This window comes from Pseudomonas koreensis (assembly GCF_036668835.1).
In the GTDB taxonomy this organism is placed as follows: domain Bacteria; phylum Pseudomonadota; class Gammaproteobacteria; order Pseudomonadales; family Pseudomonadaceae; genus Aquipseudomonas; species Aquipseudomonas koreensis_I.
The window spans coordinates 650,486-674,472 of record NZ_JAZEVW010000002.1 but is presented as its reverse complement, the minus strand read 5'-3'; the positions used below and the strand labels follow the sequence as shown (position 1 = coordinate 674,472).

The following is a 23,987-nucleotide window of genomic DNA, read 5'->3' as shown; positions in this document are numbered from 1 at the left end:
GATCAGCTAAAAGTGTGGCGGCTCATGGGCAGGCTGCGAATTCGCTGCCCGGTCAGTGCGGCCACCGCATTGGCGACGGCCGGCGCGACGGCGGGCAGTGGCGGTTCACCGATGCCACCCATTTTTTCACCGCTCTCGACCACACGCACATGCACCCTGGCCATGCGCGCAGGCGGCAGGATCGGATACAGGTCGTAATTGCGCGCGCGCGGTTTGCCATCGAGCCACACGGCTTCCTCGACCAGCGTCTGCGACAGCCCCAACGCCACAGCGCCGTTGACCTGCGCCTCGACAATTGCCGGGTTGACGATGCTGCCGGGGTCGATCGCCTGCCAGATGTCGTGCACCTTGACCTGGCCGTTTTCGATCGACACCTCGGCAATCACCGCCGTCTCGGTGCCGAACGGCGACGCCATCGCCACACCGCGCGCACGCCGGCTGCCATCCTCGGCAGTAAACGGCCCGCGCTTCCAGCCGCCCGACAACTCGGCCACCGCTTGCAGCAGGGTGGTCAGCCGAGCATTGTCACGCAGCAGATGCAGGCGCAAGTCGAACGGGTCCTTGCCGCCCTTGTCAGCCAGTTCATCGAGGAACGATTCGTAGAAAAAGTCATTCAGTGAATTGCCCACCGAACGCCAGTAACCAAGCATGGCCGGGCCTTTGACGTAGATCTGCGCGATGCGCTTGTTGGCGATCGCATAGGACTTGCCGGACAAGCCTTCCAGCGCCGTCGGGTCAAGCTTTTCGCCTTGCTTGCCGGCGATGGCTTCGGTGGGGCCTTCGGTGGCGCTGATGGCTTCGATTGCCAACGGCCAGCCATCGTTGTCCAACGCACCGCGGAAGTTGACCGCAGCCACCGGACGCAGCACGTCACGCAGGAATTCTTCTTCACGGCTCCAGATCAGTTTGACCGGACGCCCGACCGCCTTCGCCAGCTCGATGGCCTGCGGGTACGGACTGGCCGAGTCGTAGAGAAAATGCCGACCGAAGAACCCGCCCAACAGCGGCGAGTGCAAAGTGATTTGCCCAAGTTCGAGACCGGTGCGTTTGGCGATGTCGGCGCGATACAGGTCGGGTGCCTGATTTGGCAGCCAGACTTCCAGCGAGCCATCGGCATTGAAACGCGCCAGCGCGGACGGCGGCTCGAGTTGCGCGTGATTGAGATACTGGTTGTGATACGTCGCATCGACGCGGGTTTTCGCGTTGGCCAGACTCGCGGCCACGTCACCCTCGTTTTCATCGTCACGGGCCGGGCCTTTTTCCGCTGCCAGACGCTTGAAATACGCATCACTGGAAAAATCCGCCGGCATCACCCGCACCGGGCTGTCGGCACCCGGTTCTTGCCAGTCGACCTGGATCGCCTCGACCGCGCGTTTGGCGTGCCACCAACGCTCGGCGAGCACCGCCACGGCACCGGGCAGGCGGTGCACAGAATGCACGCCTTTCATGGCCTTGACCTGCTCTTCGTTGCGCAGATTGCCCACGGTCATGCCCAGCCGCGGCGCGTGCTGAACGGCGGCGTGGAGCATGTCGTCGACCGCAAGATCGATGCAGTAGAGCGCCTTGCCGGTGGACTTGTCGTAAGCGTCGATGCGCTTGACTGGCTTGCCGATCCAGCGGAACTGGCTCGGATCGCGCAGCTTGACGCTGGCCGGGTCTGGCACTGGCAGGTCCATTGCACGTTCGGCCAATTCACCGTAGGTCAGCGAGCGGCCGGATGCGGCGTGCAGCACTTTGCCCGGTTCGGTGCTCAGTTCGCTCACCGGCACGCCGAGGCGTTCGGCGCCCGCTTGCAGGAGCATGGCGCGGGCGAGGGCGCCGAGGCGGCGCATCACCGGATAGCTCATGCGCACCGACATGCTGCCGCCGGTGATGCGCATGCCGTTGTCCATCACCACATACGCCTCGCCGGGCGGCGCGGCTTCGACCAGAAACGTCGACGGGTCGGCGTCGAGTTCTTCGCCGACAATCTGCGCCATCGCCGTGAAGGTGCCTTGGCCACCTTCCATGAACGGGCACATCAGGCGCACGCGGTTGTCCGGGCGGATCTCCAGAAACGCCGGCACTTGCGTACCGCGTTCGCTGGTCGTGGCCGCCGCAGCGGCGGCCAATGCCCGAGGTGTACCGAGTGGCAGGCCAAAGCCCAGCACCAGCGCGCCGACGGCGGTGCCGGTGAGAAAGCGGCGGCGGGAAAGGTTGATCGGCGTGGTCAGGTCAGGCAACGAGGATTGAGCGGTGGTTTCGCTGGAAACTTTCATCAGGCGTCCCTCTTGCCAGCCAGCTCATGCACCGCGGCATGAATGGCGTTGTAAGTGCCGCAGCGACACAGGTTGACCATCGCCGCTTCGATCTGCGCATCGCTCGGCGCGGGATTGTTTTTGAGCAGCGCGGTCGCGGCCATGACCTGTCCGGACTGGCAATAACCGCACTGCGCCACTTGCAGCTCGACCCAGGTCGCGACCACACGCTTGCCCACCTCATCGGACTCGATGGCTTCAATGGTGGTGATGTCGCGGCCAACCACACCGGCCACCGGTGTGACGCACGAGCGCACCACATTGCCATCCACCAGCACCGAGCAGGCGCCACACTGGGCCAGGCCGCAGCCATATTTGGTGCCGGTCATGCCGAGGTCATCGCGCAACACCCAGAGCAAGGGCGTGTCGGCGTCGGCATCGACCTGAACGGTCTTCTGGTTGATTCGTAGTTCCATGGGTTCACCCGCCTGATCATCGGTTGACGTGCATTTTTATAAGCATGGGCCGCAGCGCCAGTGAGCGTGTTTGTCACTGCGGTTGGCGCGCTGTGAAGTCCGCATCGCATGCGTGTGGGCGCGGTTGCGATTGTTATCGGACTGTATGGCGTCACGCGCGCGTTGGGTATCCACGGCGGTGCAAGTCCAGAGGATCAGGCAAGCATTCAAGAGGATTGCGCTAGAGCGTAGGCCATTCGCTCGCAGAATGTGTCGGAAGGATTGAGCGTTGCCGCCCCTGAAGCGGGGCGGCAACTATGGAGTTATCGGTGTTGCGCATCTCCTTGCTCAACCATTGCCCGCCATTGCTGCACGCTTGGCCGCGCCTGCACCCGCACATGCCAGGCCTTCAACGCGACACATTCATCAGGCACCGGCAGATCGACCAGCGCCGCGAAAATCATCCCGCCCAGCACAGCAATGTCGGCCATGGAAAAGTCCTCGCCAGCGACATAGGGCCGATCCCGCAGAATGTTGTCGAAGTAGCGCATGCCGCGCACAGCCTTGTCGCGCATGCGCAGGCCCCACTCGGCGTTCTGATAAAGCTCGACCTGTGGGCCGAGGCCCGGCGTGGCGTGGTGGAAGTACACGCTGACCGCATCGAGAAATTCGATCTCGGCGCGTTTGGTCATCATGTGGATCAGGCCTTTTTCCACCGGCGTGCGACCGGTGAGCGTCGGGTTGTCATCGAGGCTGTCGAGGTACTGAGTGATCGCCGTGCACTCGGCGATCAGCGTACCGTCCTGCAGCGCCAGCAGCGGCAGCGTGCCGGAGTAGTTAAGGCGCAGGAATTCAGGTTGCTTGTGCTCGCCGGTCCACAAGTTGACCGACACGAAATCGATGCGCGACAGCAGCGATTTTTCTGCCAGTGCGATACGAACGCGGGCGGGGTAGGGGCCGTTGTACCAATCGTAGATCTTCATCATCGGCAGCGAAGCAGGGTCGATCACAGCATTTAAATCAGTCATTTCGGGTTACCTGCCTGTCATTTGGTAGGTGAAAGATTGAAGTCAGACTTGCGGCGTGTCAACCCCTACCTTCCAATTGGCAGGTAAACATTCTGCGCGTACACTCCACGCCATGATCGAACGCATTGAGGACCTGAAAATGAGCGTGAACGCGCGCGAAGCGATTCTGGAGGCGGCAAAAACTGCCGCGCAGCTGCATGGCTACAGTGGCATCAATTTCCGCAGCATCGGCGAAGTGGTGGGCATCAAGAACGCCAGCATCTACTACCACTTCCCGAGCAAGGCCGATCTGGGCGCCGCCGTTGCCGAGCGCTATTGGCAGGATGCGGCGCAAGTGCTCGACGGCATTCGTCTCGCCAATCCCGATGCGCAGCGCTGCCTGACGCTGTATCCGTCGATCTTTCGCACCTCGCTGGAAAGCGGCAACCGGCTGTGCCTGGCGAGCTTCATGGCCGCCGAATATGAAGACCTGCCGGACGCGGTCAAAGCGCAGGTCAAACGGTTTGCCGAGGCGAATATTGAGTGGCTCACCGAGGTGTTCGTCAGCGGTGGTTCGGCGGATGAAGAACGCTGTAAAGCGCGTGCCAGGGCGATTTACGCGGCTGTGGCGGGTGCGCAATTGATAGCGCGCAGTCGAGGAGATATTGGTTTGTTTGATGAGTTGATCGGCAGTTATGTCGAGGCGGGGTTGATCGCTCTTGTCACCGAGTGAACAGACGCTTCACGTCGGGGCAAGGCCGGTGCCAAGCCTGCCCCGTCGTTAAGGGTTAAACCCCGGCGAGCGCCTCGCGCACGAAATCCTCATACGTGCGCAACGGATGGCCGATGATCGACTCCAGTCGGCGTTCAACGCCTTCGCTGGCGCGCATGCCGAATGCCTGAATCCCCGACATCATCAAGCGCATGTCATACGCCAGCCACGCGGGGCCGTAGGTGGCCAGTTGCGCTTCGAACGCGGCCACATCGTCGCCGCCATAAGTGATCTGGCGACCCAGTGCCGAACTCCACACCTGCGCTACCGATTCGCCGGTGAGCGGGCGTGGCCCGACCAATTCCAGCGTAATGCGCTCCAGCGCCGCGGGAGCCTGATCACGGCGCAGCAGCTCGGCGACGGCGACGTCGGCGATGTCCCGGGCGTCGATCATCGCGACGCCAGCCGCACCGATGGGCATCGGGTAGAGGGCGTAGTTCTCGATGGTTGGCTGCACCATCAGATCGTTCTGCATGAAGTAGGCCGGGCGCAGAATCGTCGCCGGCACGTCGAGGCTTTCGATCATCCGCTCAACCGCCCATTTGCCGGTGAAGTGCGGCACATTGGTGAAGCGGTCGGCATGAATCACCGAGAGGTAAACGATGCGTTCGATGCCCGCTTCGCGAGCGAGGTTCAGCGTGATCAGCGCTTGCGTGACCTCATCGGGCGTCACCGCATTCAGCAGAAACAGGGTACGCACCGGTACCAATGCAGCGCGCATCGATGGCACGTCGGTGAGGTCGGCGACCACTTGCGTCACGCCCGCCGGGAACTCGCGCTTGCCCGCCTGGCGCACCAGGGCGTGGACATCGGCGCCCGCCTCAACAAGACCAGCGGTAACCAATGAACCAATGGTGCCCGTGGCACCGATAACCAGAATGCTCATGTTCAATCTCCTGCGTTAAGAATCTGTCGATGACCAGAAGATAAGGTGTTGCGCCGATAAAGCGCAGATACCAATATGCGGACACTTCGTTTCAAAAGTGGAACACCATGAACCTCAACGCCCTGATCGATTTCATGCTCATCGCCACCAATGAAGGGCTCGGCAAGGCGAGCCGGGCGAGCGGCACGTCCAAGGCGACCCTGTCGCGACGCATCGCCGACCTTGAGGAACAACTCGGCGTCAGGCTCATCGAACGCAGCGCGCGCGGCCTCAAACTCACCGAGGCCGGCGCACTGCTGATGGGCCGCGCCGAAGGTCCGCTGAGCGAACTGAGCGAAGCCCTGTCCGCAGTCCGTGAAGGCGTCGCGACACCGCGCGGCCGTCTGCGCATCGCTGCCCCCGTGCTGTTCTCGCAACTGGCGATGGGCCGCATCAGCGCCGAGTTCTGCGCGCTCTATCCTGAAGTGGAAATCGAAGTCGTCGCGGACGATCGCCAGGTCGATCTCATCGAAGAGCGCTTCGACATCGCCATCCGCGTCAACCCCAAACCCGACAGCAGCCTGGTCGGCCGCTGCTTCGTCAAAGACCGACTGGTCGTCGTCGCCGCGCCCGATCTGGCGAAACCGCTGCCCGGCACCATCAGCCCCGTGCCAGCCGTTGTGACGACGACTTTCCAGCCGACACGTTGGCGCCTCGATGATGGCGTGCTGGAGTTGGAGCCGGTCGCGAAGATGCGCTTTTCCTCGTTATTGATGGTCCGCGATGCGGCCATTGCCGGCGCGGGTGTGGCGCTGATTCCGCAGTCGATTGCCGGGGTGCAACTGGCGCGTGGGGAGTTGGTGCAGTGGGGCGTGGTAACGGGGGGAGAGCCTGAGTTGTGGGTGCTGCACACGTCGAGGCGATTGGCGGCGCCGAAGGTGAGGGCGTTTGTGGATTTTTTGTGTGAACGGTATGTGGATGGGGCGTTGGTTTTGAGGGGGTAGGGTGGCGAGATCGCAGGTTTTTTCAAGACCCCCTTCATTCACATTTGCGACGGTCACCTGAGTTTGGACGGTTAAGCCAAAAACTGGGCCCTATGAATCGGGCTCTCTATACTGGCCTTTCAGGATGATCAATAGAGCGCAAAATATGCCCAATCAAAATTCCCCAGTCACTTTGGTCCTGGCTAAACAAAGCGACTTGGACAATCTTGTAGCTATCCGGATTGAGGCTATGCGCGAAAGTCTGGAGCGTGTTGGGCGATTTGATCCGGTGCGTGCGCGTGAGCGGTTTCTTAGCGGTTTTGAAGCTCGCAACACGCACTACATCGAGGTATCCGGAGAGAGGGTTGGTTTTGTAGTGGTCAAGCATAACCACAATGAAATCTCGCTCGACCACTTATATGTGCGACCGAGCGCGCAAGGATCGGGTATAGGCTCTGTCGTTCTCACTCAGATTTTCAAAGTGGCGGATGCGGCTGCGCTCCCCATCAAAGTTGGGGCTCTCAAAGAAAGCGCTTCTAATCGCTTTTATATCCGCCATGGCTTCCAGTTCGTCGAAAGCAGTGAATTCGATAATTATTATGTGCGTCAGAGCGTTCCGGCGTCTGGACCTGGGGCACATGGATGATCCGTAATCTGATTGGACGGGGTTGATAAACAGAATGGGACCGAAAACCGAGGAACTGATCAGCGTTCTTGAGCAGCTCGCAACTCTGCTTGAAAACGATGGAGCTACCCATTGGAGTCTGTGGATGCGAAAGGCACAGGCACGTCTGCTGGACTCTGATTATTCGGGGATTACCTACTTGTTGTCAGCCTACGGAGGCATGGGTTCATTCAATGATCTCGTTCTCGGACAGAGCTATGACGGTGGCGTGTTTTCCTGGAAGCCTGGCCACGTTGAGTTGAACCAAAGATTCGATAAATTACGCTGTTATGCCGCGCAGCTCGCCGATGCCATAAAGCGCTCGCAAGGCTGACAACTATTCGCCGCCTGACAGCTTGCCTGATTTCCTCGTTCTATTTCGACTTGTAACTTCCCCAATCGTCCACCCATCGCCGAGGGAGTCGAGCAGTGATGCGCCGTAAGCCGTTCGAGATTTACCGCTGTATAGGCGCAAGCGGCCCCACGAACATCACCTTTAGCCGATCCTTTCCGATGACACGAGCCAACTCGGCGATTACGCAATACATGAATATCAGCGTGATGAGCAATATTTGCACCGCCCAAAAACGCGGCCAGTTCATCGAGGCCCATAGCAGCGAGTTCGCTTCCATGAGGTTCGGCGCTTCTTTCCAGAAGTCGTAAAGCCGCTCCAGATAGTGGACGATCAGCGCCACCCATGCATACATGAGCGTCTTCCAGATGACGTTCCAGATCAGCGGTTTATTGGGGAAGCGGTTGATGAACGGCAGCATATCCGCGACCAGTACCGACTTTCCAAGTATCAGGGATGCGATCAGCACCGAGGCTGAAACCGGAAGATCGACCCCCGAGCCCTTGATCATGAGTGAACGGATCAACGCGACTATATGCAAGATAACGAAGAAGAAAACGGTGGGCGGAAGCACCTTCATGAATTCATGTTTGACCTTGTTCATCATCGCGTTCATTTCGGCGTTCCTTTACTAATCAAAACATCCGGTTTGCCAAGACGAGAAGTGTTCCAGCACTCAAGGCGTAATTTTTCAATCGTTCTCAGAACCGCCACGTCGCGCCACCACCGATGATGTGCAACGCGGCGTTTTTGTAGGTGCCCGATAAAGTCGTGCCCGAACGCGACTTGGTCTGATCCACGTCCATGTCGCCCAGCCACACAAGTGTGTAAGCCGCGTGTAAGTCCAGTCCTTCATCGATCTGGTAATTGATTCCGGTCGCCACTCGCCAAGCTTCGCCCATCGGGTTATCGACGGTCCGGTCCTTGTCATCCACGGCCGAGCTGTCATAGCCCAGACCCACGCTCCAGCGCAGGCGCGGCGTGGCCTGATATTGAGTACCGATCGAGGCGTGCCAAGTGTCTTTGTACTGGCGGTTGGCGGTTCGACTGACGTCGGTGGCACTGGCGTCGACCTCCACGCCGATTTCGCCGAACTCACTCCAGTCCTGCCAGCCGAGGCTGGCGAGAAGTTTCCATTGTGGATCAAGGTCGTGGGCGACACTGAGCAGCACGGTTTGCGGCACCGACATGTCCAGATCCAGTGAGTCGACATCCAGACGCTGCAGTGCGGCATTGATGATCGGATTATCGACTTTGCGCACACTCGGGCTGTCCTTGAATTCCAGATCGATCTTGCTGGTGTAGGCCAGGCCAATCTGCGTGCGTTCGCTCAAGCGATAGAGCAGGCCAAGATTGATGCCGGCACCGACGTCGGTGTCCTTGTATTCAAGCTGACCATCTGGACTGTCGCGCAGTCCGAGCAGGTTATTGTTGATCGCCGTTTCGTTGCGGTAATAGGCGTACATGATGCGCGGACCGATGCCCACGGACAGATCATCGGTGAACTTGTGCGCCAATGTCGGCTGGAACGACACACCAATAATCGCCGCTTCCTGGTTGAAGTAGCGGCCGGCCCAATCGTCATCGTAATCCAGCGCTAGGCCGAAGTTGCCGTACATGCCGAAGCCGATGGCCGAGCGATCATCGATCTGGTGGCTGACGAAGAAACTGGCGCCCGGCAAGTACTGCAAGGCGTTGCCGCCTTCGTTGCCATCGAACTGGTTGTTGCTGTCCCGGGAGAACCGCATGTCACCGAGGATCAACTGCCCATTGGCGCTGATCTGCGTGCCACTCAGCTCGGTGAGGCCGGCGGGGTTGCTCATGAGCACGCTGGGATCGGTGGCCAATGCGGCCGCCCCCGCATTGGCAAGACCGTTACCTTCCTGGCCAGCCTCGTAAATCAGAATGCCCCCGGCCCAGGTATGGCCGCTGAGCAAGCCCAGGCTGAATGCCAGGCAAGAAACATGGAACCGGCGAGCGTAGCGGCTTGTGTGCATGACGCGTCCTCTGCGAAACCTTGACCAAAACGCCTTTCGTTAGAACGGCCACCCGTCTCGGCGAGCGAAGGTCAGGTGGCCGTGATCAGCGCTATTTTTTCAACTGTTCATAAGACTTGACCATGTCTCGCGCCCAGACATCGAGCACCGCTTTGAAGTCATTGGCCTGCAGCACCTGCGCGGAGTTGTCGAGGTCAGCGCCGGCGCCCTTGCGCACCACTTCGGCGACCAGTCGGTTGTCACTTCCATCGAGAAACGCGGCTTCGGTCGCCAGGCTGGTGTCCTGATCACGAATGCCGGTGGCGGCGCTGACGCCCGCAGCCACCAGGGCAATCGGAATCACTTCATACGCACGCAGCCCCTTGGTCTTGGCACTGGCCGCGGTGATCGCCGGACGGACCACCAGCACGCCCGGCCCTGGGCCGCTGGCGAGCGGAAGCGCACTGGAAAACGCATTTTTCAACGTTTGATCGTAATACTGGGTGATGCCATTGAGGGTCTTTTGCGGAATCTTCGCGGTAGGCTGCGGCTTGGGAAAGAGCTGACTGGGTTCGACGTATACGCTGGTGAATTGGCTGACATCGACTTTCGGATCAATCCAGCGCATGACGGCTGCACCCGAAGGAGATTTCTCCTCTTTCAGGACGCTGTAGTCGCCGAGAAATCCGGAGTACTGCTCGGGGTCGACGTACTTGCTGGCACAGCCGGAAAGGGCCAGAGACAGCGCACACAACGGTAAAGCGAGTGCCTTGAATCGCATGAGAACGCTCCATTGTCGAAATACGGGTGACGCGGGTCTGCGGCAGCGTTTTGAATCGTTACCGCAGACCGACATCAACTGAGATAAAGGCATACTTGGCCGGGTCCCAAATGACATTGCCCGAACTGCCTTTTATGACGGTCGACGGCAGTGGAGCAATAAAGCCTTTGTGTGCCAGTTCGAACGAGGTCTTGTCATTGAACGGCAGCTCATTGAGCAACGCATTGTTCGCCGCCTTGGTGACTTGCGCAGCCGGCTTGGGCTTTTCGCCGTCAGCCGCGAAGGTTTGCGAAGCCAATCCTATGGCCGCCACCAGAGAAAACGCGGCACCAGCCAGTTTCAACGACCGCCATTCCCCTTGTGGTTGGCGTTTCACTGTCGAATGAATTTCCAAGGCCATCTTCTACGCTCCTTCATAGTAGGAATGCGCTAAGCCTAAAGCGCACGATCAAGCCCATTTGAAGGTAGTAGGAATTCGCAATTGGCCAGTAAAAACTCCGCTTTTTCCAGAAATCAAATGAAACAAACTTTATCGTGAGTAATGACAAGCTCAGGCTTTGGACAGCTGGAAAGGCTTCAGACCGGATGCTCAAAAGACCTAATAAATCTTCTAAAGATCAATAGGTTGAAGAATTTCTGTACAGCGCTCGTGAATTTGTAAAACATTCAGACCAATCGAAAACTGCATTCCCGAGCGTTTCGCTTACTGGCTGTATCGAGGCGACGAGCGGTAATTTGTCTGACAGAGGTAATCCCGTGCAAAACCGTTGCAAAGGGCCATACCTGCGAGACACACGGGTAGCACTGTCGACGACGCGGTGCGTTTGCGCGATAGACCTGTTTCAAAAATTCCTAGGATCCAGCCAGCGAGAAAGATGCGGAAAACGCTGTTGCAGCCACTCAATAAAGACCTGAACCTGTGGCGCCAGATGGGTCCGGCTTGGATACAGCAACGACACAGAGCGAGGCGCTGGTCGATAGGGCTTCAGGATTTCCACCAGGGCGCCACTGTCCAGATGCTCGGCCACGGTGATTCCTGGCGCCTGAATGATTCCAAAGCCCGAAACGCCGCACTGAACGTAGGCATTCGACTCGGTGACGGTGATACCGGCGCTACTGACAAATGTTCGATCCTGACCCTTTACCGAGAAATGCCAAGGCAATGTCCTGTTGCTTTGACCGGACAAGAAGTTGACGCCTCGATGGGAGGCCAGATCGTCGAGCGTCTTGGGTTCGCCATGCTCGCGCAGATACTCGGGCGCTGCACACGTCACCATGGTCGCCGTCGCGACAGGGCGAGCGATCAAGGACGAGTCCCTTAGATCGCCGATACGCAACGCACAGTCGATACCTTCACCGATCAAGTCGACGGCCCGGTCAGTTACACCCAGAACCATGTTGATACCCGGGTACGAGGCGGTGAATTCCTTGAGGCTTTTGATAAATTCCAGTTGCGCGAAAGCGGTCGGGATATCGACGCGTAGCCGGCCTGCGAGGGTTGCTCCGGATCGGTCGAACATCGTGGTCGCAGCAGAAATTCCCGCCAGGATTTCCTGCACGCGCTCATAAAACCTCTCACCCTCGGCGGTCAGTGCCACTTTCCTCGTGGTGCGCTGGAACAGGCGCACGCCTAATGACGTCTCCAGCTCCTGAATGTACCGAGTGACTTGAGGTCGCCCGATGTCCAGGGATTCTGCAGCTTTGGTAAAGCTGCCGAGTTCAGCAAGCCTGGCGAACAGTCGCATTGATTGAAGCAAATCCATGACGCTTTCCTGTGTGTTCGTCTGACGCATGAAGTCGAAGGTGATTGTTACCCAAGAATAGAACAATCATGTCTTTATCCATGCATTTATTGCGGATCGTCAAAGGCGAAGAATCCCCCCAAGGCTGAACCGGCTTGGTTCATGACCATTGATATGTATTGGGAGATTCGTAATGAAGGCGTGGTTATTGAAAGATTTCGGACTCGACAATCTGCAGTTGGAGGAGGTGGCGACCCCGCAACCCAAGGCTGGCGAATTATTAGTGAAGGTCGGTGCTGTTTCGCTCAACTTTCGCGACAAGGCTATCGTCGACGGCATTTATGAACCGCACTTGGTGCCCAAACCGCTGATTCCCGTGAGCGATGCAGCCGGCACGGTGGTAGCCATTGGCGACAACGTCACGCGCTTCAAGGTCGGTGATCGCGTCAACTCGCATCTTTACTCGCGTTGGCTGGATGGCGAGCCAGGGCCGAACGAACCCGATTACTGCTTCGGTTCGCCGTTGCCTGGCGGTTTGGCCGAATACATGATCATTCACGAGGACAGCGCCGTCGGTGCCCCGGACAACATGAGCGACATAGAGGCGGCAACACTGCCTATTGCTGCACTTACGGCCTGGTATTCGCTGGTCGACTTCGGACAAATCCAGTCGGGCCAGACCGTATTGGTTCAAGGCACCGGGGGCGTATCAATATTTGCCGTGCAGATCGCTACAGCGCTTGGCGCGAAGGTAATCGCAACGTCGAGTAGCGACCAAAACCTGCAAGCCGTAAAGGCGCTCGGGGCTGTGGCGGGAATCAACTACAGAACAACCCCGAATTGGGCGGACGAGGTGCTGAAGCTAACCGACGGCAAGGGCGTGGATTTGCTACTGGATGTGGCCGGTGGCAGCGGCATCAATCAATCGGTAGCAGCAACCAAGGCATCGGGGCGTATTGCGCAGATCGGCTTTTTGACAGGACAAACCGTTGAACTCAATCTGATGCCACTGATCTTCCGCCAGACAACCATTCGCGGAATCGCCGTGGCGCCGCGTTCATCCTTTGACCGGATGAACGAGTTTCTCAATCAGCACAAGATCCGTCCCGTTATTGATCAGGTGTATCCGTTCGAGAAAGCACGAGAAGCTTACGAACATCTTGCAAGGGGAGCATTTGGAAAGGTCGTGATCAAAATCGCTTGATAGTGTTAAGGCGCCAATCTGGCGCCTTTTTCGTCTGGGTCAGTAGATTCAATTTTGGAGGCTAAGCCAATCGAAACTCGGACCCGAACATTCGCTGTTGGCCGAAAGCGGTCACAAGTGAGCGGCAGCAATCGGGCCAGAAGCAGCCGTTGAAACAAGGCTGATGCCAAAGCAAATGGCGCATTTCACTGCCTCCGCCCGACGCCCCATCTGGTGTACATATGGTTGGCGACCCTTCTTTTATGCCAAAATTCCTCTGATTAATTTTACAAGGATGTTAAAAATGTCAGGCAAACCTGCCGCTCGCGTTACCGATCCTACTTCTTGCCCTCTGCCCGGCCATGGCGTTAATCCTATTGCCTCTGGATCTCCAAACGTTTTCTTCGATGGGCTAGCTGCCGCTCGCCAAACTGATAAAAGCGCATGTGGCAGCCCTGTCGTCGGAGATGTGGCTTCGACGGTGCTCATCAATGGATTACCTGCAGCAACCGTTGGTAGCACTGGCGCCCATGGGAATAACGTCATCGCTGGCTCCGGTACCGTAATAATTGGTAACTCGCATACTCCAGCGGATTTCACACCTCCTTCCGCAATGCCCCTTTGGGCGCTTGTCTTCGATGAGCAGTTTCGTATCGTTGGTACTGATGGTCAGCCACTAGCTAACGTTCCTTACCACATCAAAGATGAGTCAGGGATGGTCTATACGGGCTTTTCAGATGAGTCAGGACGTACCCCGAGAATTGCTACGAGCAAACAAGAAACTCTTGAAATTACTACAGGAGTTGCGGCGCTTGAGAAATGGGGTGAAGCATGACGGAGTTTTCTTGCAAGGTACCCACAAATAAGGACGCCGGATCGGTAAGCAATGTACCTGGCTATGCAATGCCGGCAAACATCCATCTTTTCGTCGCCGTGGATGAAATCGGGAAAGACGGATTTTTAGTTAGAAAAATCTACTCGTCTCCCGACAATCCTCACCTTGTTGCAAAAAATTTACCGGAATTCCAGATGAAACACGAAGTCTGGCCCGAAAAATATGGGATGCGCTCCGTCGCTCCGAACTCAAATGCGACCGTAGCAGAACACGTGTTTAGCAGCAGGAAATATCCATCAAGCTATCTTTCAACAAGCTCCGAGTTTCCCGGCGGCTCTCCAAGGTTCGACGGAAAAGTCGTCTATATCGATATTGAGAAAGCCAAAGCAGCTGGAGCAAAATTAGTTACAACGGAAGAGATCCTTAAATCTTTAGAAGATTATAAAAAAATAGCTCCGAAAAACTCGGCGAGAATCGACCAGATTGCTAGCTGGGTTAGGGATATCGACAAAGAAGTATTGGTAAAAGCAGAAAAAGTGCCAGCTAATGCGATTTTTACACCAAAGTCTTATCAAGTGACCAACGCTCTGATGAAGGGTGCAAGAGTCGTGAGGGTTTTCGCCATTGGGTTCACTGCGTACGACTTAAAATTAGCCACAGAAGAATCCATTAAGCAAAAAAGCGTAAAACCTATTTCTGTCGAAGTTGTGAAACAAGCAGGTGGCTGGGGAGGTGCGATGGCCGGTGCAAGGATAGGGTTCGTTGCAGGTGCTGCGGTTGGTATAGAAACCGGACCTGGTGCATTTGTAAGTGGTGCAATTGGTGGAATAATATTTGGCACTGCAGGGTACTTGGGCGCAACTTGGCTCGCTGACTATTTACAAGAGTGAGAAAATATATGAGCTGGTTAGGCCTCATTAAGAACGCGTTCAAGACTACCCCTCAGGAGCAGATCGTTGGTTATTCGGTGGTAGAGTTAAAATCCATCTTTGGAATTTCGATCACTGAGAGTGTAGCAGGACATCGAAATTACCCTGTTTACTCAGCGTTGACTCCTGCAGGAATACAGGCCTATTACTCAAGCTTTGTCATTGACAAAGCTGAGGCAGCTGGTCTTGAAAACCTCATTAACGAACGGTTCTCACCTATCAATGAAAGAGCGTTCAATGGATTGGTCGTAACCCGCTTTCAACATCGATTAAGTAATGAGCAGCTTATATTTTCTATTTCATACAAAGAATTCAATAGCGCTACGATTCGGCTGATCACCAACAGTTCTGAGCTATTAAGCCTGTTAAACGAAAAAAAAATTGCGGCTCCTCCTCCGTGGTTGGTCTTCGATGGATACGAGGCGTCTTGGTGGGGCGGTGACATGCAGGGTGCTCAGGGTTTCTACAACGACAATTATTTCTTTCCGTTTTTCTCGTCATTAAGTCCAGCTGAAAGAACCGCTTATTATGCAAGATATTCCGCGTCTGAGGAGTGGATCAAAAGCTTGGAGTTGACTTTGGATGTGGGGTTGCTATAGCGCTGCTTCGACCGAAATTGGGGCGTGGTTTTTTCAGTCATTCGCGGTCGTTCAGCCTCGAGTTATAGCGGCGGGATAGCACACAGGTGAGCCAGAGGGGCATCAAGCATGGAGGACATAATCAAACGCTACAGCGACGTTTGGGGTGATGACCCTAGCAGTCTGATCAAGCAGTACCATTTTCAGCCCGAGCTAACTGAGAAGCTTGATGCGTTGAACGCTAAAGATTTTGATCACCAGGTTTTGTTAGAAATCGTACTGTGGAAATTGAATAGATTTCCGCGCTTGGAGCCCAGCTTACTGGAGGAGCTAAAAGGTATTGGTGATTTCGAGCCCAAGGCGCACAGGCATGCAGATGCTTTGCTGCGCAAATTGTTGGCATCTCCAGGTATCCGTCTCCCTATGGCATCGACGATCCTCCGGTTTCTCAATCCTGCAGTTTTCCAAATAATCGATGATCGGGCTTATCGTGTGCTTCGACCAGGCGAGCCCTTGTACCCGAGCAAACCCGCGAATGGTGCGCGCCTTGATCGATACCTGGCAAACTCAGTCGATATCTATTTCAAATACCTCGATGCGATGCACGAGATAGTATCGGAACGCCTGCCATTCGATCAGGCGGATCGGATTCTTTACCAGCTCGACATCGCGCTCGGGAACAAGATTGGTGACCGAGAGTAGGAAGGAAAGGGTGGTTGAAAAGCTAAAAAGAAAGGCGAATATCCGCAAACTGGCGGATATATGAATAAAAAAGCAGCTCGAAAAGCTGCTTTTCATAGATTATTCACCCTTTTTATGTTTATGAGGTTTCAGGTCTGGATGCTCTTTTTGCTTGTCCGGCGTGACTCTTTGCCGTTTGTCAGGAGTGCCGTCCTCGTTTGTTCTTTTAGGGCCAGGTTTAATACTCATGGTCGACTTCCTTTATCGCTTGGGGTTGGTAATTCCTTCGCTGTAATTAACCGAGCCCTTCAAGGCTGTTAATAGATGCGCAGGTCAAATGGTAATTACCGCTCGGCTAGTTGGTGAGTGAACGGCAAAAAAGGTACGTCACGCAATCTTTCCCTCCGTGGCAACAGCCTAATCATTGCCACAAAGAACTCACTCGTCAATCCACCGGCACAACATTATCCAGCGCTTGATTCACCGCCAATTCCCCCAACATCACCACCTGTGCAATCCCTTGCAGCGTCTTGCGTGTCGGGCCTTCAACGGTGCCGATGACGTTAGCCAGCATCACCGAGGCCGAGCCCAGCGATTCGGTGGCATTGACCAGTAATTCTTCCGTCGCGGTTTTTGAGTTGGTGAGAAACATGGTGCTGGGTTGGTAAGGCGTCGCCATGATCTGGTCGGCGGGTTTGAGGTAGTGGTCGAGGGCGCGTTCGGCGGCTTCGTGGAATTTCTTTGAATCGGGAGATTTGTAGGGTGAGACTGAATCGGTTTCGGGCGGGTTAGGTGTGATTTTGAACATTCTTCTTTTTCCTGTTTTATGGCTGCCGCGCCGAGCTACTAAACAGGGGGTGGCAGCTGTACGCAGGTTAGTAGACCGGGGAAAAGAAGAAAGCCGGCGCGCTCGAGAGCGCCCTACGCACAGCCGCCATAGCGCAGGTACGTGAATACCTTTCGATGGTCGCTTGTACACCTTCATTTACCGCGGGCTACTAAACCCGATCACTGGATATCAGTGACGCGATCAAGTTACCGACGGGCCTCCAGACGCACAAGCCGGCGGATTCTGGCGTAGTCGTAGGCAATGGCGCAAGACGTTGTAGCCTCGCGCCAGTAACGCGGCGTGTCGCTTAAACGGCAGCGCAAATTATCTAAACGCGGCGTTTCTACAACCCAAACGTAGCCCCCCGCGTATTCACAAACAGCGAATAAATCGAGTGACTGCTGGCCATGAACAGGCGATTGCCTTCGCGCCCGCCGAAGCACAGGTTCGGGCAGCGTTCCGGCAGCGAAATGTGCCCGATAGCTTTGCCCTGCGGATTGAACACGCGCACGCCGTCGAGCTTTTCAAGGTCGGCTTTCGGGTCGCCGTTGCCGCCCCAGCCGCACCACAGGTTGCCGGCTTCGTCGCACTTGATGCCGTCGATGGCGGCGTAGTCCAGGCCTTCGATGTGCTTGCGGCGTTCGCCCAGGGTGCCGTCGTCCTTCACGGCAATCGCCCAGATCAGGCGATTGGGTTTGGCGCGGCCTTCGACGACGTAGAGGGTTTTTTCATCGGGAGAAAAGCACAAGCCGTTGGGGCCGTTGAGATCGTCAATCACTCGGGTGACTTTTTTGCTCTCGCCGTCGATGCGGTACACGGCGTGGGGTTGGGTCGGGGTGATTTTGTGGCCTTCGTAGTTGTTGCTGGTCTGGAAGGGCGGGTCGGTGAACCAGATCGATCCGTCACTTTTGCAGACGACGTCGTTGGGCGAGTTGAAGGGCTTGCCGTCGAAGCTGTCGGCCAGCACGGTGATCGTGCCATTGGCTTCGGTGCGGGTGATGCGCCGGCCTTCGTTGGTGGTGGTCGAGCCTTCGCAGACGATCAGTCGTCCCTGGCGATCACGGCACATGCCGTTGGAGAAGTTCGAGTGGTCGCGGTACACGCTGAAGGTGTCGGTGATTTCGTCCCAGCGCATGATGCGGTTGTTGGGGATGTCGCTGACCAACAGATAGCGGCCATCACCGACCCAGACAGGCCCTTCGGCCCAGCGCATGCCGGTGGCGAGTTTTTCGACGCTGGCGTTGAAAATCCGCAGCTCCATGAAGCTGTCGTCGAGGATGTGAATCAGCGGGTCGGGGTAGCGTTGACTCAACGGTTCGGCGGCATCGGCGAGTCGGCTCAGGGCGCCGCTGCCGACGGCGGCGAGCGTGGCGGAAACCGCCAGGGACTTTTTCAGGAAACTGCGGCGGGTGCTGCCCTGCGCTAGGTCAAGGCTGTCAGGCTGGGCGGACAGGGATGAGTCCATGTAACGATCTCCGTGGATTTATTATTTTTGGGAGACCTAGTAATACATCGTGGTAGGACATCGTACAAGTATCATCTCGCCTGCAGGAAAACTTTCATGTTGCCGAACCGGTCATCCGGCGGAGCATGTTCAAAGGCGGCGAAACGCTGGTTCAAAGCGTGGTGATCTGCCCATTGCGATCGTGTTCAAACACCTTGTTGCCCTGCAGTTTTTCCTTCAGCCAACGCTCCGCCTTGCCCAGCGGACGCTGCCGCGCCCATAACAGATCCACGCCAATCTGCCAGTCGGTGTGCGGGTACGCCGTGAGTTGCAACTCCACCAGTTCGCCCTTGGCCAGTTCCCGCTGAATCAGCTGCCGGGGCAGGGTGGCCCAGCCGAGTCCGGCGCGGACCATTTCCAGTAACGCCAGATAGTTTTCCGCTTGCCACAACTGCGTGGATCGTAAGTATTCGCTGCTCGGCAGTTTGCTCGCGTGGGCGCTGAAGGCCAGGCGCCGGTGAACGTGCAGGTCATCGAAGCTGACATCGTCGAGTTGCGCCAGCGGATGGTCGGGGTGGCAGACGTGCAGCATGATCAGTTTACCCAGTTGCTGGAACGCCAGTTCCTTGGGGTAGCCGGGCTGTGAGAAGGCGACACCGAGCACCGCCTCGCCGCTGCTGACCAGTTCGCTGACGTCGCCGTACACCGGGTGGCGGATGATCAGGTCGACGAAGGGGAACGCCTGCTCGAAGGCTTTCAGCGCCGGCATGATCGGCCCGTACGGTGTTTCGATGGCCAGCGTCAGGCTGGGCTCGACGTTGTCCGAGAGGCAGTCGGCATGCGCTTCGAAGGTCATGCAGCGTTCGAGCACGGCTTCGGCCTGGATCAGCAGTTTGTGGCCGGCGGCGGTGAGCGCCGGGCTGCGGTTGCTGCGGTCGAACAACTCGACGCCGAGGTCGGTTTCGAGGTTGGCAATCGCCGCGCTGATGGTTGATTGGGTCTTGCCAAGCTTGCGCCCGGCGGCGGAGAACGAGCCGCTCTTGACGACCTGGACGAACATCGACAGTTGCTCGAGTGAGAAGCGCAAGCGGTGTACTCCCGAATCGAAGAAGGATCAGCAAGCGCCGAGTGTGCCGATTTTTCGCCATCGAAAAAAGCGATGGTTGCTCATTTGTTTCATCGTAATAAACGTTCGACCATGGCCCCGCAATCAACGACCTCGGGGCGCATTGACCTTCAAACGCCCCTGAGATGCCCGCGATCTCAACAGATGCCGCACCTTCAGGAGCGTGTGAAATGACCACACAACGCATTCATCCGGTGGACGAGGTTTTGCCGCTGCGACAGTTGTCCACGTTTGGCTTGCAGCATGTTTTGGTGATGTATGCGGGGGCGGTGGCGGTGCCGTTGATCCTGGGCAGCGCGATGGGGCTGACCTCGGCGCAGGTGGTGTTGCTGATCAACGCCAACCTGCTGACCTCGGGCATCGCGACGCTGATTCAGACCTTGGGCTTCTGGAAATTCGGTGCGCGTTTGCCGTTGATTCAGGGCTGCTCGTTTATTGCGCTGGCGCCGATGATCATGATCGGTAAAGAGTTCGGCCTCAGCCAGATCTTTGGCGCGGTGATCGCGGCGGGTTTCATCACCATCGCCCTGGCGCCGGTGTTCAGCCGATTGCTGCGGTTCTTTCCGCCGGTGGTGATTGGCAGCCTGATCACCATCATCGGGATCTCGTTGATGCCGGCGGCGGCAATCTGGCTGGGCGGTGGCAATCCCGACGCGGCGGATTTCGGCAAGCCGGCCAACCTGTTGCTGGGCCTGGCCACGGTCAGCGTGACGCTGGTGATCTACGCCAAATGCAAAGGCTTTGTCGGCAACCTCAGCGTGTTGATCGGCCTGTTCGTCGGCAGCCTGATTGCGGCGGCGTGCGGCATGACCCACTTCAGTCGGGTCAGTGAAGCGGCGTGGTTCGAGCTGAGTGCGCCGATGGCTTTCGGCGCGCCGGAATTTGCGCCGGTGCCGATTCTGATCATGACCCTGGCGATGCTGGTGATCATGGCCGAGACCACCGGCAACTGCCTGGCGATCGGTAAATTGACCGGCAAACCGACCACGCAACAGACCCTGGGCAACGCGTTCCGCGCCGATGGCCTGTCGACCATGCTTGGTGGTTTTTTTAACAGTTTTCCCTACAACGCGTTCACGCAAAACACCGGCCTGATTGCGCTTTCCAACGTCAAGAGCCGCTTCGTCGTGGCCGCTGCCGGGGCAATCATGGTGCTGATGGGGCTGTTCCCGAAACTCGGCACGCTGATTGCGGCGGTGCCGACACCGGTACTCGGTGGCTGCGCGATCGTCATGTTTGGCATGACCACGGTGGCCGGTATTCAGGAACTCTCGCGGGTGCAATTCGAGGGCACGCGCAACGGCATCATCGTCGCCGTGTCGGTGAGTGTCGGCGTGCTGCCGATGTCGTTCCCGGCGCTGTTCGAACACGTCGGCCCGACGCTGAAACTGGTGCTCGACAGCGGAATCTTCCTCGGGGCGATCACCGCCATCGTGCTCAATGTTCTGCTCAACAACGAAAAAAAATCGACCGAAACCATCGGCGCGACATCGGCTGAACTGGCCGACTGACCTGTTGTTTTTCCACTGCCCAGGAGTTACCCATGAATCAATACATTCAGCTCGTCCCTGCCGGCGTCAGCGATCTGGATCTGGCGTTGCTGCGCCAGACCATCGCCTTGTCCGAGGCGTCGAAACAGCGCGGTCGCCATCCGTTCGCCGCGTTGGTCGCCGACCGTCACGGCAAGGTAATTGTCGAGGCGGGGAACAATTCCATGCCGCCGGAGGGTGACCCGACCCAGCACGCGGAACTGGTGGCGGCAGCTGCGGCGGCCAGGCTGCTGACCCCGCAGGAACTGGAACTGTGCACGTTGTACACCAGCGCCGAACCTTGCTGCATGTGCGCCGGCGCGGTGTATTGGACTGGCATCGGGAGGGTGGTTTATGCCTTGTCGGAGCATGCGTTGTTGGGTCTGACCGGTGACCATCCGGAAAACCCGACGTTCTCCTTGCCGTGCCGCGAGGTATTTGCCAAGGGCCAGCGCAAGGTCAGTGTGTTGGGGCCGATGCTGGAAAGTGAGGCGGCTGAGCCGCATAAGGGGTTTTGGTCGTAACGACGGAGCATTGCAACCCGAGCGCTTGACCTTAAAGGCGACTTCAGGCTTAAAGTCACCTTTAAGGTCTAGGGCATTTTGGGAGTGCGGCATGAGAATCGGCGAACTGGCGAAAATCAGCGGATTGGCACCGTCACGCATCCGCTTCTACGAGGCGAGCGGCCTGATCAGGTCGGTGGCGCGCAAAGCCAACGGCTATCGCGATTACGCCCCCGACACCGAGTGGGTACTGGAGATCATCACCGGCGCGCAAGCTGCCGGATTTTCTCTCGATGAAATCCGCCAATTGATGCCGATGAACGCCAGTGGCTGGCAGCATGACCAGTTGCTCGGCGGCCTCAAGCAAAAGGTTGCGGAAATCGAAGTTCTGCAGCAACGGCTGGCCCGCAACAAGCAGCAACTGCTGCAGGTGATCAAGGGCATCGAAAGCAAACCCGACGGCATGGCCTGTGCAGACAATGCGCAACTGCTGATCAATCGTCTGCGCGAGGAGGGCGTGGCGGGCGCGTCAGGCAAAAGTGCGGCCGCAGTGGTGAAGAAAACAACCGCCCGCCGGGCTTCCCGGGCCTGAGGGGCGCAACGGGTTTCAGCGCTCGCCCACCAGCGTCGCCAGTGGTTTTGGCGCATACAGCGCACTTTGGAACTCAGGCACGTATTCGTACTTCAACATTTTTCCCAGCCCCAGCGAGCGAAGGTAGTTCGACAAGTCGCCGTCGCCCAGCGTCAGAGTGGCGGACTCGGCGTCACGGCTCGAAGCATGGCTGAGCTCGCGGGAGACAGCGTAGCCATAGGCCAATTGGCCCTGATGATCGAGGTTGGTGAAACTGCTGGTGATCAGATCGACATCGCGGGACAACGTGTCGAGTTTCTTCGCCGTGAATGTCACGTCCGGCTTGCCGGTCTGACTGTCAGTGATGGTGTAGATCACCGATTGCGCATCCTCTTGGCGGTCGATGCCGGTCAGCCATTTCGGCAGGTTGTAACCGACGACACCGCGCACCCGCGCCAGCTCGGTATTGACTGGCAACTTGAGCACATAACCCCAGAAGTCTTGCGACAGCGACTGGCCAACCAGTGTGAACGGACCCAGATTCGCTTTGCCGGGTTGGTTAGTGACGATCGACACGGCCACCTCGTTATACGCATCGTTATCGCAATGCTCGTAGGTGTAGGCAGTGAACGCGATCAGGCCGCGCCCCGGCCAGACTTGCAGCGGTTGCACGGTTGCCAGTACTTCGGCCGGCATCAGTGCGCGCAGGCGCTCGAGGTCGGCCGTATAAATGGCGGTCACGCGGCTGTTCCGGTAGTAGAAATTGGGTGAGTACGACTCGAAGCCGATATCGACCCTGGTCTTGTTCAGGCCCTTGAACCAGCTCAGATCAACGCCCGGGACTTCTGTGGCAATCACCGACAACGGCGGGTTGGAGCGAAACCGGTCATAGAGGCCATCTTTGACCACGGGCACTTGATGGCCGCCGATATCGATTATGGCGGTGCCGGTGGGGCTCGGCGGCTCAGGCGTCTGGGCCAACGCAGCGTTGGCCAGTGAGTTGAACAGCAATCCTGTCATAACGGCGCTTGCGGGTTTCAATGGGACTTCCTCCGGCTAGTGTGATCTACATGAACTTTCAGCGCGTGCCTTCGCCAGCGTTGAGCACGGCCATCACGGCGTGTGCCACGGCTTTGGGCGATTGCGGGTTTTGCCCGGTGACCAGCCGGCCATCGGTGATGGCAAAGGCAGTGAATGGCAGCCAGGCTTTGCGGTAGCGAGCGCCTTGGCTTATCAAGCGATCCTCAAGGAAAAACGGCACCTGATTTTTCATGCCCGAGAACAGCTCTTCGCGGTCGGAGAAACCGGTGATGTTCTTGCCCTTGATGATCAACTGGCCTTGCTCATCCTTGAGATCCAGCAGACCGGCCACGCCATGGCACACCGCTGCGACGATGCCACCCTGGTTGTAGATCGTTTCAGCGACGCGGCGCAGGTCCGGGTTATCGGGGAAGTCCCACATGACGCCATGGCCGCCGGTGAAATAGATGGCGCTGAACCGCGACGGGTCGACTTCGCTGATCGGCAGCGTGTGTTGCAGCCGGGCGCGAAAGGCCGGCGACTGCAGATGCAGGCGGGCACCCTTGTCCATGTAGAGCCAGCCGAGGCTGCGCTCGTCCAGCGGCACCGCGCCGCCTTTCGGGCTGGCGAAAACCGTGGTGTAGCCGGCTGCTTCCACGACATCGGTGAAGTGGGTCAACTCTGTCAGCCACAACCCGGTGGTATCGGTTCGCGAGGGATAGCTTGCGTGATTGGTCATGATCACCAGGATCTGGCGATCGCTGCTGACAGCCGATTGAGCATTTGCAAACGTCATGAAAGCACCACCTATCAATACCAGCGCAGAGGAAACAAGGGTCTTAAGCATCATCGGGATATCTTCAAATCGAGCAGGTCGGCGCATGCTCACCTTAAACCTCACTTTAAGGTCAATAGCCGTTTTGTG

General features: G+C 57.6%; 27 protein-coding genes. 12 read left to right on the top strand and 15 right to left on the bottom strand.

Going from position 1 to position 23,987, the window contains the following annotated elements:
- Positions 1-2 precede the first annotated feature (2 nt).
- From V6F91_RS07985 to V6F91_RS07975, 3 genes are all read right to left on the bottom strand, one after another.
- A complete protein-coding gene (locus V6F91_RS07985) occupies positions 3-2,258 on the bottom strand; it encodes a xanthine dehydrogenase family protein molybdopterin-binding subunit (protein ID WP_332763354.1) in 2,256 nt (751 codons plus the stop codon).
- Positions 2,258-2,713 (bottom strand): (2Fe-2S)-binding protein, encoded by a 456-nt coding sequence (locus V6F91_RS07980; RefSeq protein ID WP_332763353.1) that lies wholly within the window; start codon positions 2,711-2,713, stop codon positions 2,258-2,260. The genes V6F91_RS07985 and V6F91_RS07980 overlap by 1 nt, the downstream gene beginning before the upstream one ends.
- Before the next feature lie 302 nt (positions 2,714-3,015).
- On the bottom strand, positions 3,016-3,675 hold the full coding sequence (locus V6F91_RS07975; RefSeq protein ID WP_332763620.1) for a glutathione S-transferase: 660 nt from the start codon (positions 3,673-3,675) through the stop codon (positions 3,016-3,018).
- 184 nt (positions 3,676-3,859) lie between these two features.
- Between V6F91_RS07975 and V6F91_RS07970 the strand changes: the two genes are divergently transcribed.
- Positions 3,860-4,432, top strand: a complete 573-nt coding sequence (locus tag V6F91_RS07970; RefSeq protein ID WP_332763352.1) for a TetR/AcrR family transcriptional regulator — start codon at positions 3,860-3,862, stop codon at positions 4,430-4,432.
- Positions 4,433-4,487: 55 nt separating this feature from the next.
- Here the strand turns inward: V6F91_RS07970 and V6F91_RS07965 are convergent, their stop codons facing one another.
- Complete coding sequence (locus V6F91_RS07965) at positions 4,488-5,357, bottom strand: NmrA/HSCARG family protein (protein ID WP_332763351.1); 870 nt, start codon at positions 5,355-5,357, stop codon at positions 4,488-4,490.
- 107 nt (positions 5,358-5,464) lie between these two features.
- Between V6F91_RS07965 and V6F91_RS07960 the strand changes: the two genes are divergently transcribed.
- The 3 genes from V6F91_RS07960 to V6F91_RS07950 all read left to right on the top strand — a co-directional run bounded on the left by V6F91_RS07960 (position 5,465) and on the right by V6F91_RS07950 (position 7,317).
- Positions 5,465-6,340 carry a LysR family transcriptional regulator gene (locus tag V6F91_RS07960; protein WP_332763350.1) on the top strand — a complete coding sequence of 292 codons (876 nt, stop codon included), beginning with the start codon at positions 5,465-5,467 and terminating at the stop codon, positions 6,338-6,340.
- 145 nt (positions 6,341-6,485) lie between these two features.
- Positions 6,486-6,965: a GNAT family N-acetyltransferase gene (locus V6F91_RS07955; RefSeq protein ID WP_332763349.1), complete on the top strand. Its 480-nt coding sequence runs from the start codon at positions 6,486-6,488 to the stop codon at positions 6,963-6,965.
- Positions 6,966-6,999: 34 nt separating this feature from the next.
- Positions 7,000-7,317: a DUF6966 domain-containing protein gene (locus V6F91_RS07950; RefSeq protein WP_332763348.1), complete on the top strand. Its 318-nt coding sequence runs from the start codon at positions 7,000-7,002 to the stop codon at positions 7,315-7,317.
- A 121-nt stretch (positions 7,318-7,438) separates the two neighbouring features.
- Here V6F91_RS07950 and V6F91_RS07945 read toward each other — a convergent pair whose 3' ends face one another.
- The 5 genes from V6F91_RS07945 to V6F91_RS07925 form a co-directional block, all read right to left on the bottom strand.
- Entirely contained in the window at positions 7,439-7,951 is a 513-nt protein-coding gene (locus V6F91_RS07945) for a hypothetical protein (protein WP_332763347.1), read from the bottom strand.
- 85 nt (positions 7,952-8,036) lie between these two features.
- The gene (locus V6F91_RS07940; RefSeq protein WP_332763346.1) at positions 8,037-9,332 is read right to left on the bottom strand and encodes an OmpP1/FadL family transporter; all 1,296 of its coding nucleotides are present in this window, start codon (positions 9,330-9,332) and stop codon (positions 8,037-8,039) included.
- 91 nt (positions 9,333-9,423) lie between these two features.
- Positions 9,424-10,092, bottom strand: a complete 669-nt coding sequence (locus V6F91_RS07935; protein ID WP_332763345.1) for a DUF3313 domain-containing protein — start codon at positions 10,090-10,092, stop codon at positions 9,424-9,426.
- A gap of 58 nt (positions 10,093-10,150) precedes the next feature.
- Complete coding sequence (locus tag V6F91_RS07930) at positions 10,151-10,492, bottom strand: hypothetical protein (RefSeq protein WP_332763344.1); 342 nt, start codon at positions 10,490-10,492, stop codon at positions 10,151-10,153.
- Positions 10,493-10,934: 442 nt separating this feature from the next.
- Positions 10,935-11,855: a LysR family transcriptional regulator gene (locus V6F91_RS07925; protein WP_332763343.1), complete on the bottom strand. Its 921-nt coding sequence runs from the start codon at positions 11,853-11,855 to the stop codon at positions 10,935-10,937.
- Positions 11,856-12,027: 172 nt separating this feature from the next.
- Between V6F91_RS07925 and V6F91_RS07920 the strand changes: the two genes are divergently transcribed.
- The 5 genes from V6F91_RS07920 (at position 12,028) to V6F91_RS07900 (ending at position 16,061) form a co-directional block, all read left to right on the top strand.
- Positions 12,028-13,038, top strand: coding sequence for an NAD(P)-dependent alcohol dehydrogenase (locus V6F91_RS07920; protein WP_332763342.1), 1,011 nt, complete (start codon positions 12,028-12,030; stop codon positions 13,036-13,038).
- Between the two features lie 283 nt (positions 13,039-13,321).
- Entirely contained in the window at positions 13,322-13,852 is a 531-nt protein-coding gene (locus V6F91_RS07915) for a PAAR domain-containing protein (RefSeq protein WP_332763341.1), read from the top strand.
- Positions 13,849-14,742: a glycine zipper family protein gene (locus V6F91_RS07910; protein ID WP_332763340.1), complete on the top strand. Its 894-nt coding sequence runs from the start codon at positions 13,849-13,851 to the stop codon at positions 14,740-14,742. The genes V6F91_RS07915 and V6F91_RS07910 overlap by 4 nt, the downstream gene beginning before the upstream one ends.
- Positions 14,743-14,750: 8 nt before the next feature.
- Positions 14,751-15,380, top strand: a complete 630-nt coding sequence (locus V6F91_RS07905; protein ID WP_332763339.1) for a hypothetical protein — start codon at positions 14,751-14,753, stop codon at positions 15,378-15,380.
- 108 nt (positions 15,381-15,488) lie between these two features.
- Positions 15,489-16,061, top strand: coding sequence for a hypothetical protein (locus V6F91_RS07900; RefSeq protein WP_332763338.1), 573 nt, complete (start codon positions 15,489-15,491; stop codon positions 16,059-16,061).
- Between the two features lie 99 nt (positions 16,062-16,160).
- Here the strand turns inward: V6F91_RS07900 and V6F91_RS07895 are convergent, their stop codons facing one another.
- The 4 genes from V6F91_RS07895 to V6F91_RS07880 all read right to left on the bottom strand — a co-directional run bounded on the left by V6F91_RS07895 (position 16,161) and on the right by V6F91_RS07880 (position 19,400).
- Positions 16,161-16,289: a hypothetical protein gene (locus V6F91_RS07895; RefSeq protein ID WP_332763337.1), complete on the bottom strand. Its 129-nt coding sequence runs from the start codon at positions 16,287-16,289 to the stop codon at positions 16,161-16,163.
- Between the two features lie 196 nt (positions 16,290-16,485).
- Positions 16,486-16,848, bottom strand: a complete 363-nt coding sequence (locus tag V6F91_RS07890) for a DUF6124 family protein (protein ID WP_332763336.1) — start codon at positions 16,846-16,848, stop codon at positions 16,486-16,488.
- Between the two features lie 364 nt (positions 16,849-17,212).
- Positions 17,213-18,334 (bottom strand): SMP-30/gluconolactonase/LRE family protein, encoded by a 1,122-nt coding sequence (locus V6F91_RS07885; protein ID WP_332763335.1) that lies wholly within the window; start codon positions 18,332-18,334, stop codon positions 17,213-17,215.
- Positions 18,335-18,485: 151 nt separating this feature from the next.
- Positions 18,486-19,400 (bottom strand): LysR family transcriptional regulator, encoded by a 915-nt coding sequence (locus V6F91_RS07880; RefSeq protein WP_332763334.1) that lies wholly within the window; start codon positions 19,398-19,400, stop codon positions 18,486-18,488.
- Between the two features lie 209 nt (positions 19,401-19,609).
- Here V6F91_RS07880 and V6F91_RS07875 point away from each other — a divergent pair, with 209 nt between their 5' ends.
- The 3 genes from V6F91_RS07875 to V6F91_RS07865 all read left to right on the top strand — a co-directional run bounded on the left by V6F91_RS07875 (position 19,610) and on the right by V6F91_RS07865 (position 22,063).
- Positions 19,610-20,950, top strand: coding sequence for a nucleobase:cation symporter-2 family protein (locus V6F91_RS07875; protein ID WP_332763333.1), 1,341 nt, complete (start codon positions 19,610-19,612; stop codon positions 20,948-20,950).
- 32 nt (positions 20,951-20,982) lie between these two features.
- The gene (locus tag V6F91_RS07870; protein WP_332763332.1) at positions 20,983-21,492 is read left to right on the top strand and encodes a nucleoside deaminase; all 510 of its coding nucleotides are present in this window, start codon (positions 20,983-20,985) and stop codon (positions 21,490-21,492) included.
- Between the two features lie 91 nt (positions 21,493-21,583).
- Positions 21,584-22,063 carry a MerR family transcriptional regulator gene (locus V6F91_RS07865; RefSeq protein ID WP_332763331.1) on the top strand — a complete coding sequence of 160 codons (480 nt, stop codon included), beginning with the start codon at positions 21,584-21,586 and terminating at the stop codon, positions 22,061-22,063.
- Positions 22,064-22,078: 15 nt separating this feature from the next.
- On the opposite strand, the gene V6F91_RS07860 is transcribed toward V6F91_RS07865, so the two are convergent.
- Entirely contained in the window at positions 22,079-23,083 is a 1,005-nt protein-coding gene (locus tag V6F91_RS07860) for an acetoacetate decarboxylase (ADC) (protein WP_332763330.1), read from the bottom strand.
- Positions 23,084-23,120: 37 nt separating this feature from the next.
- Positions 23,121-23,912, bottom strand: coding sequence for a type 1 glutamine amidotransferase domain-containing protein (locus V6F91_RS07855; RefSeq protein WP_332763329.1), 792 nt, complete (start codon positions 23,910-23,912; stop codon positions 23,121-23,123).
- Positions 23,913-23,987 lie beyond the last annotated feature (75 nt).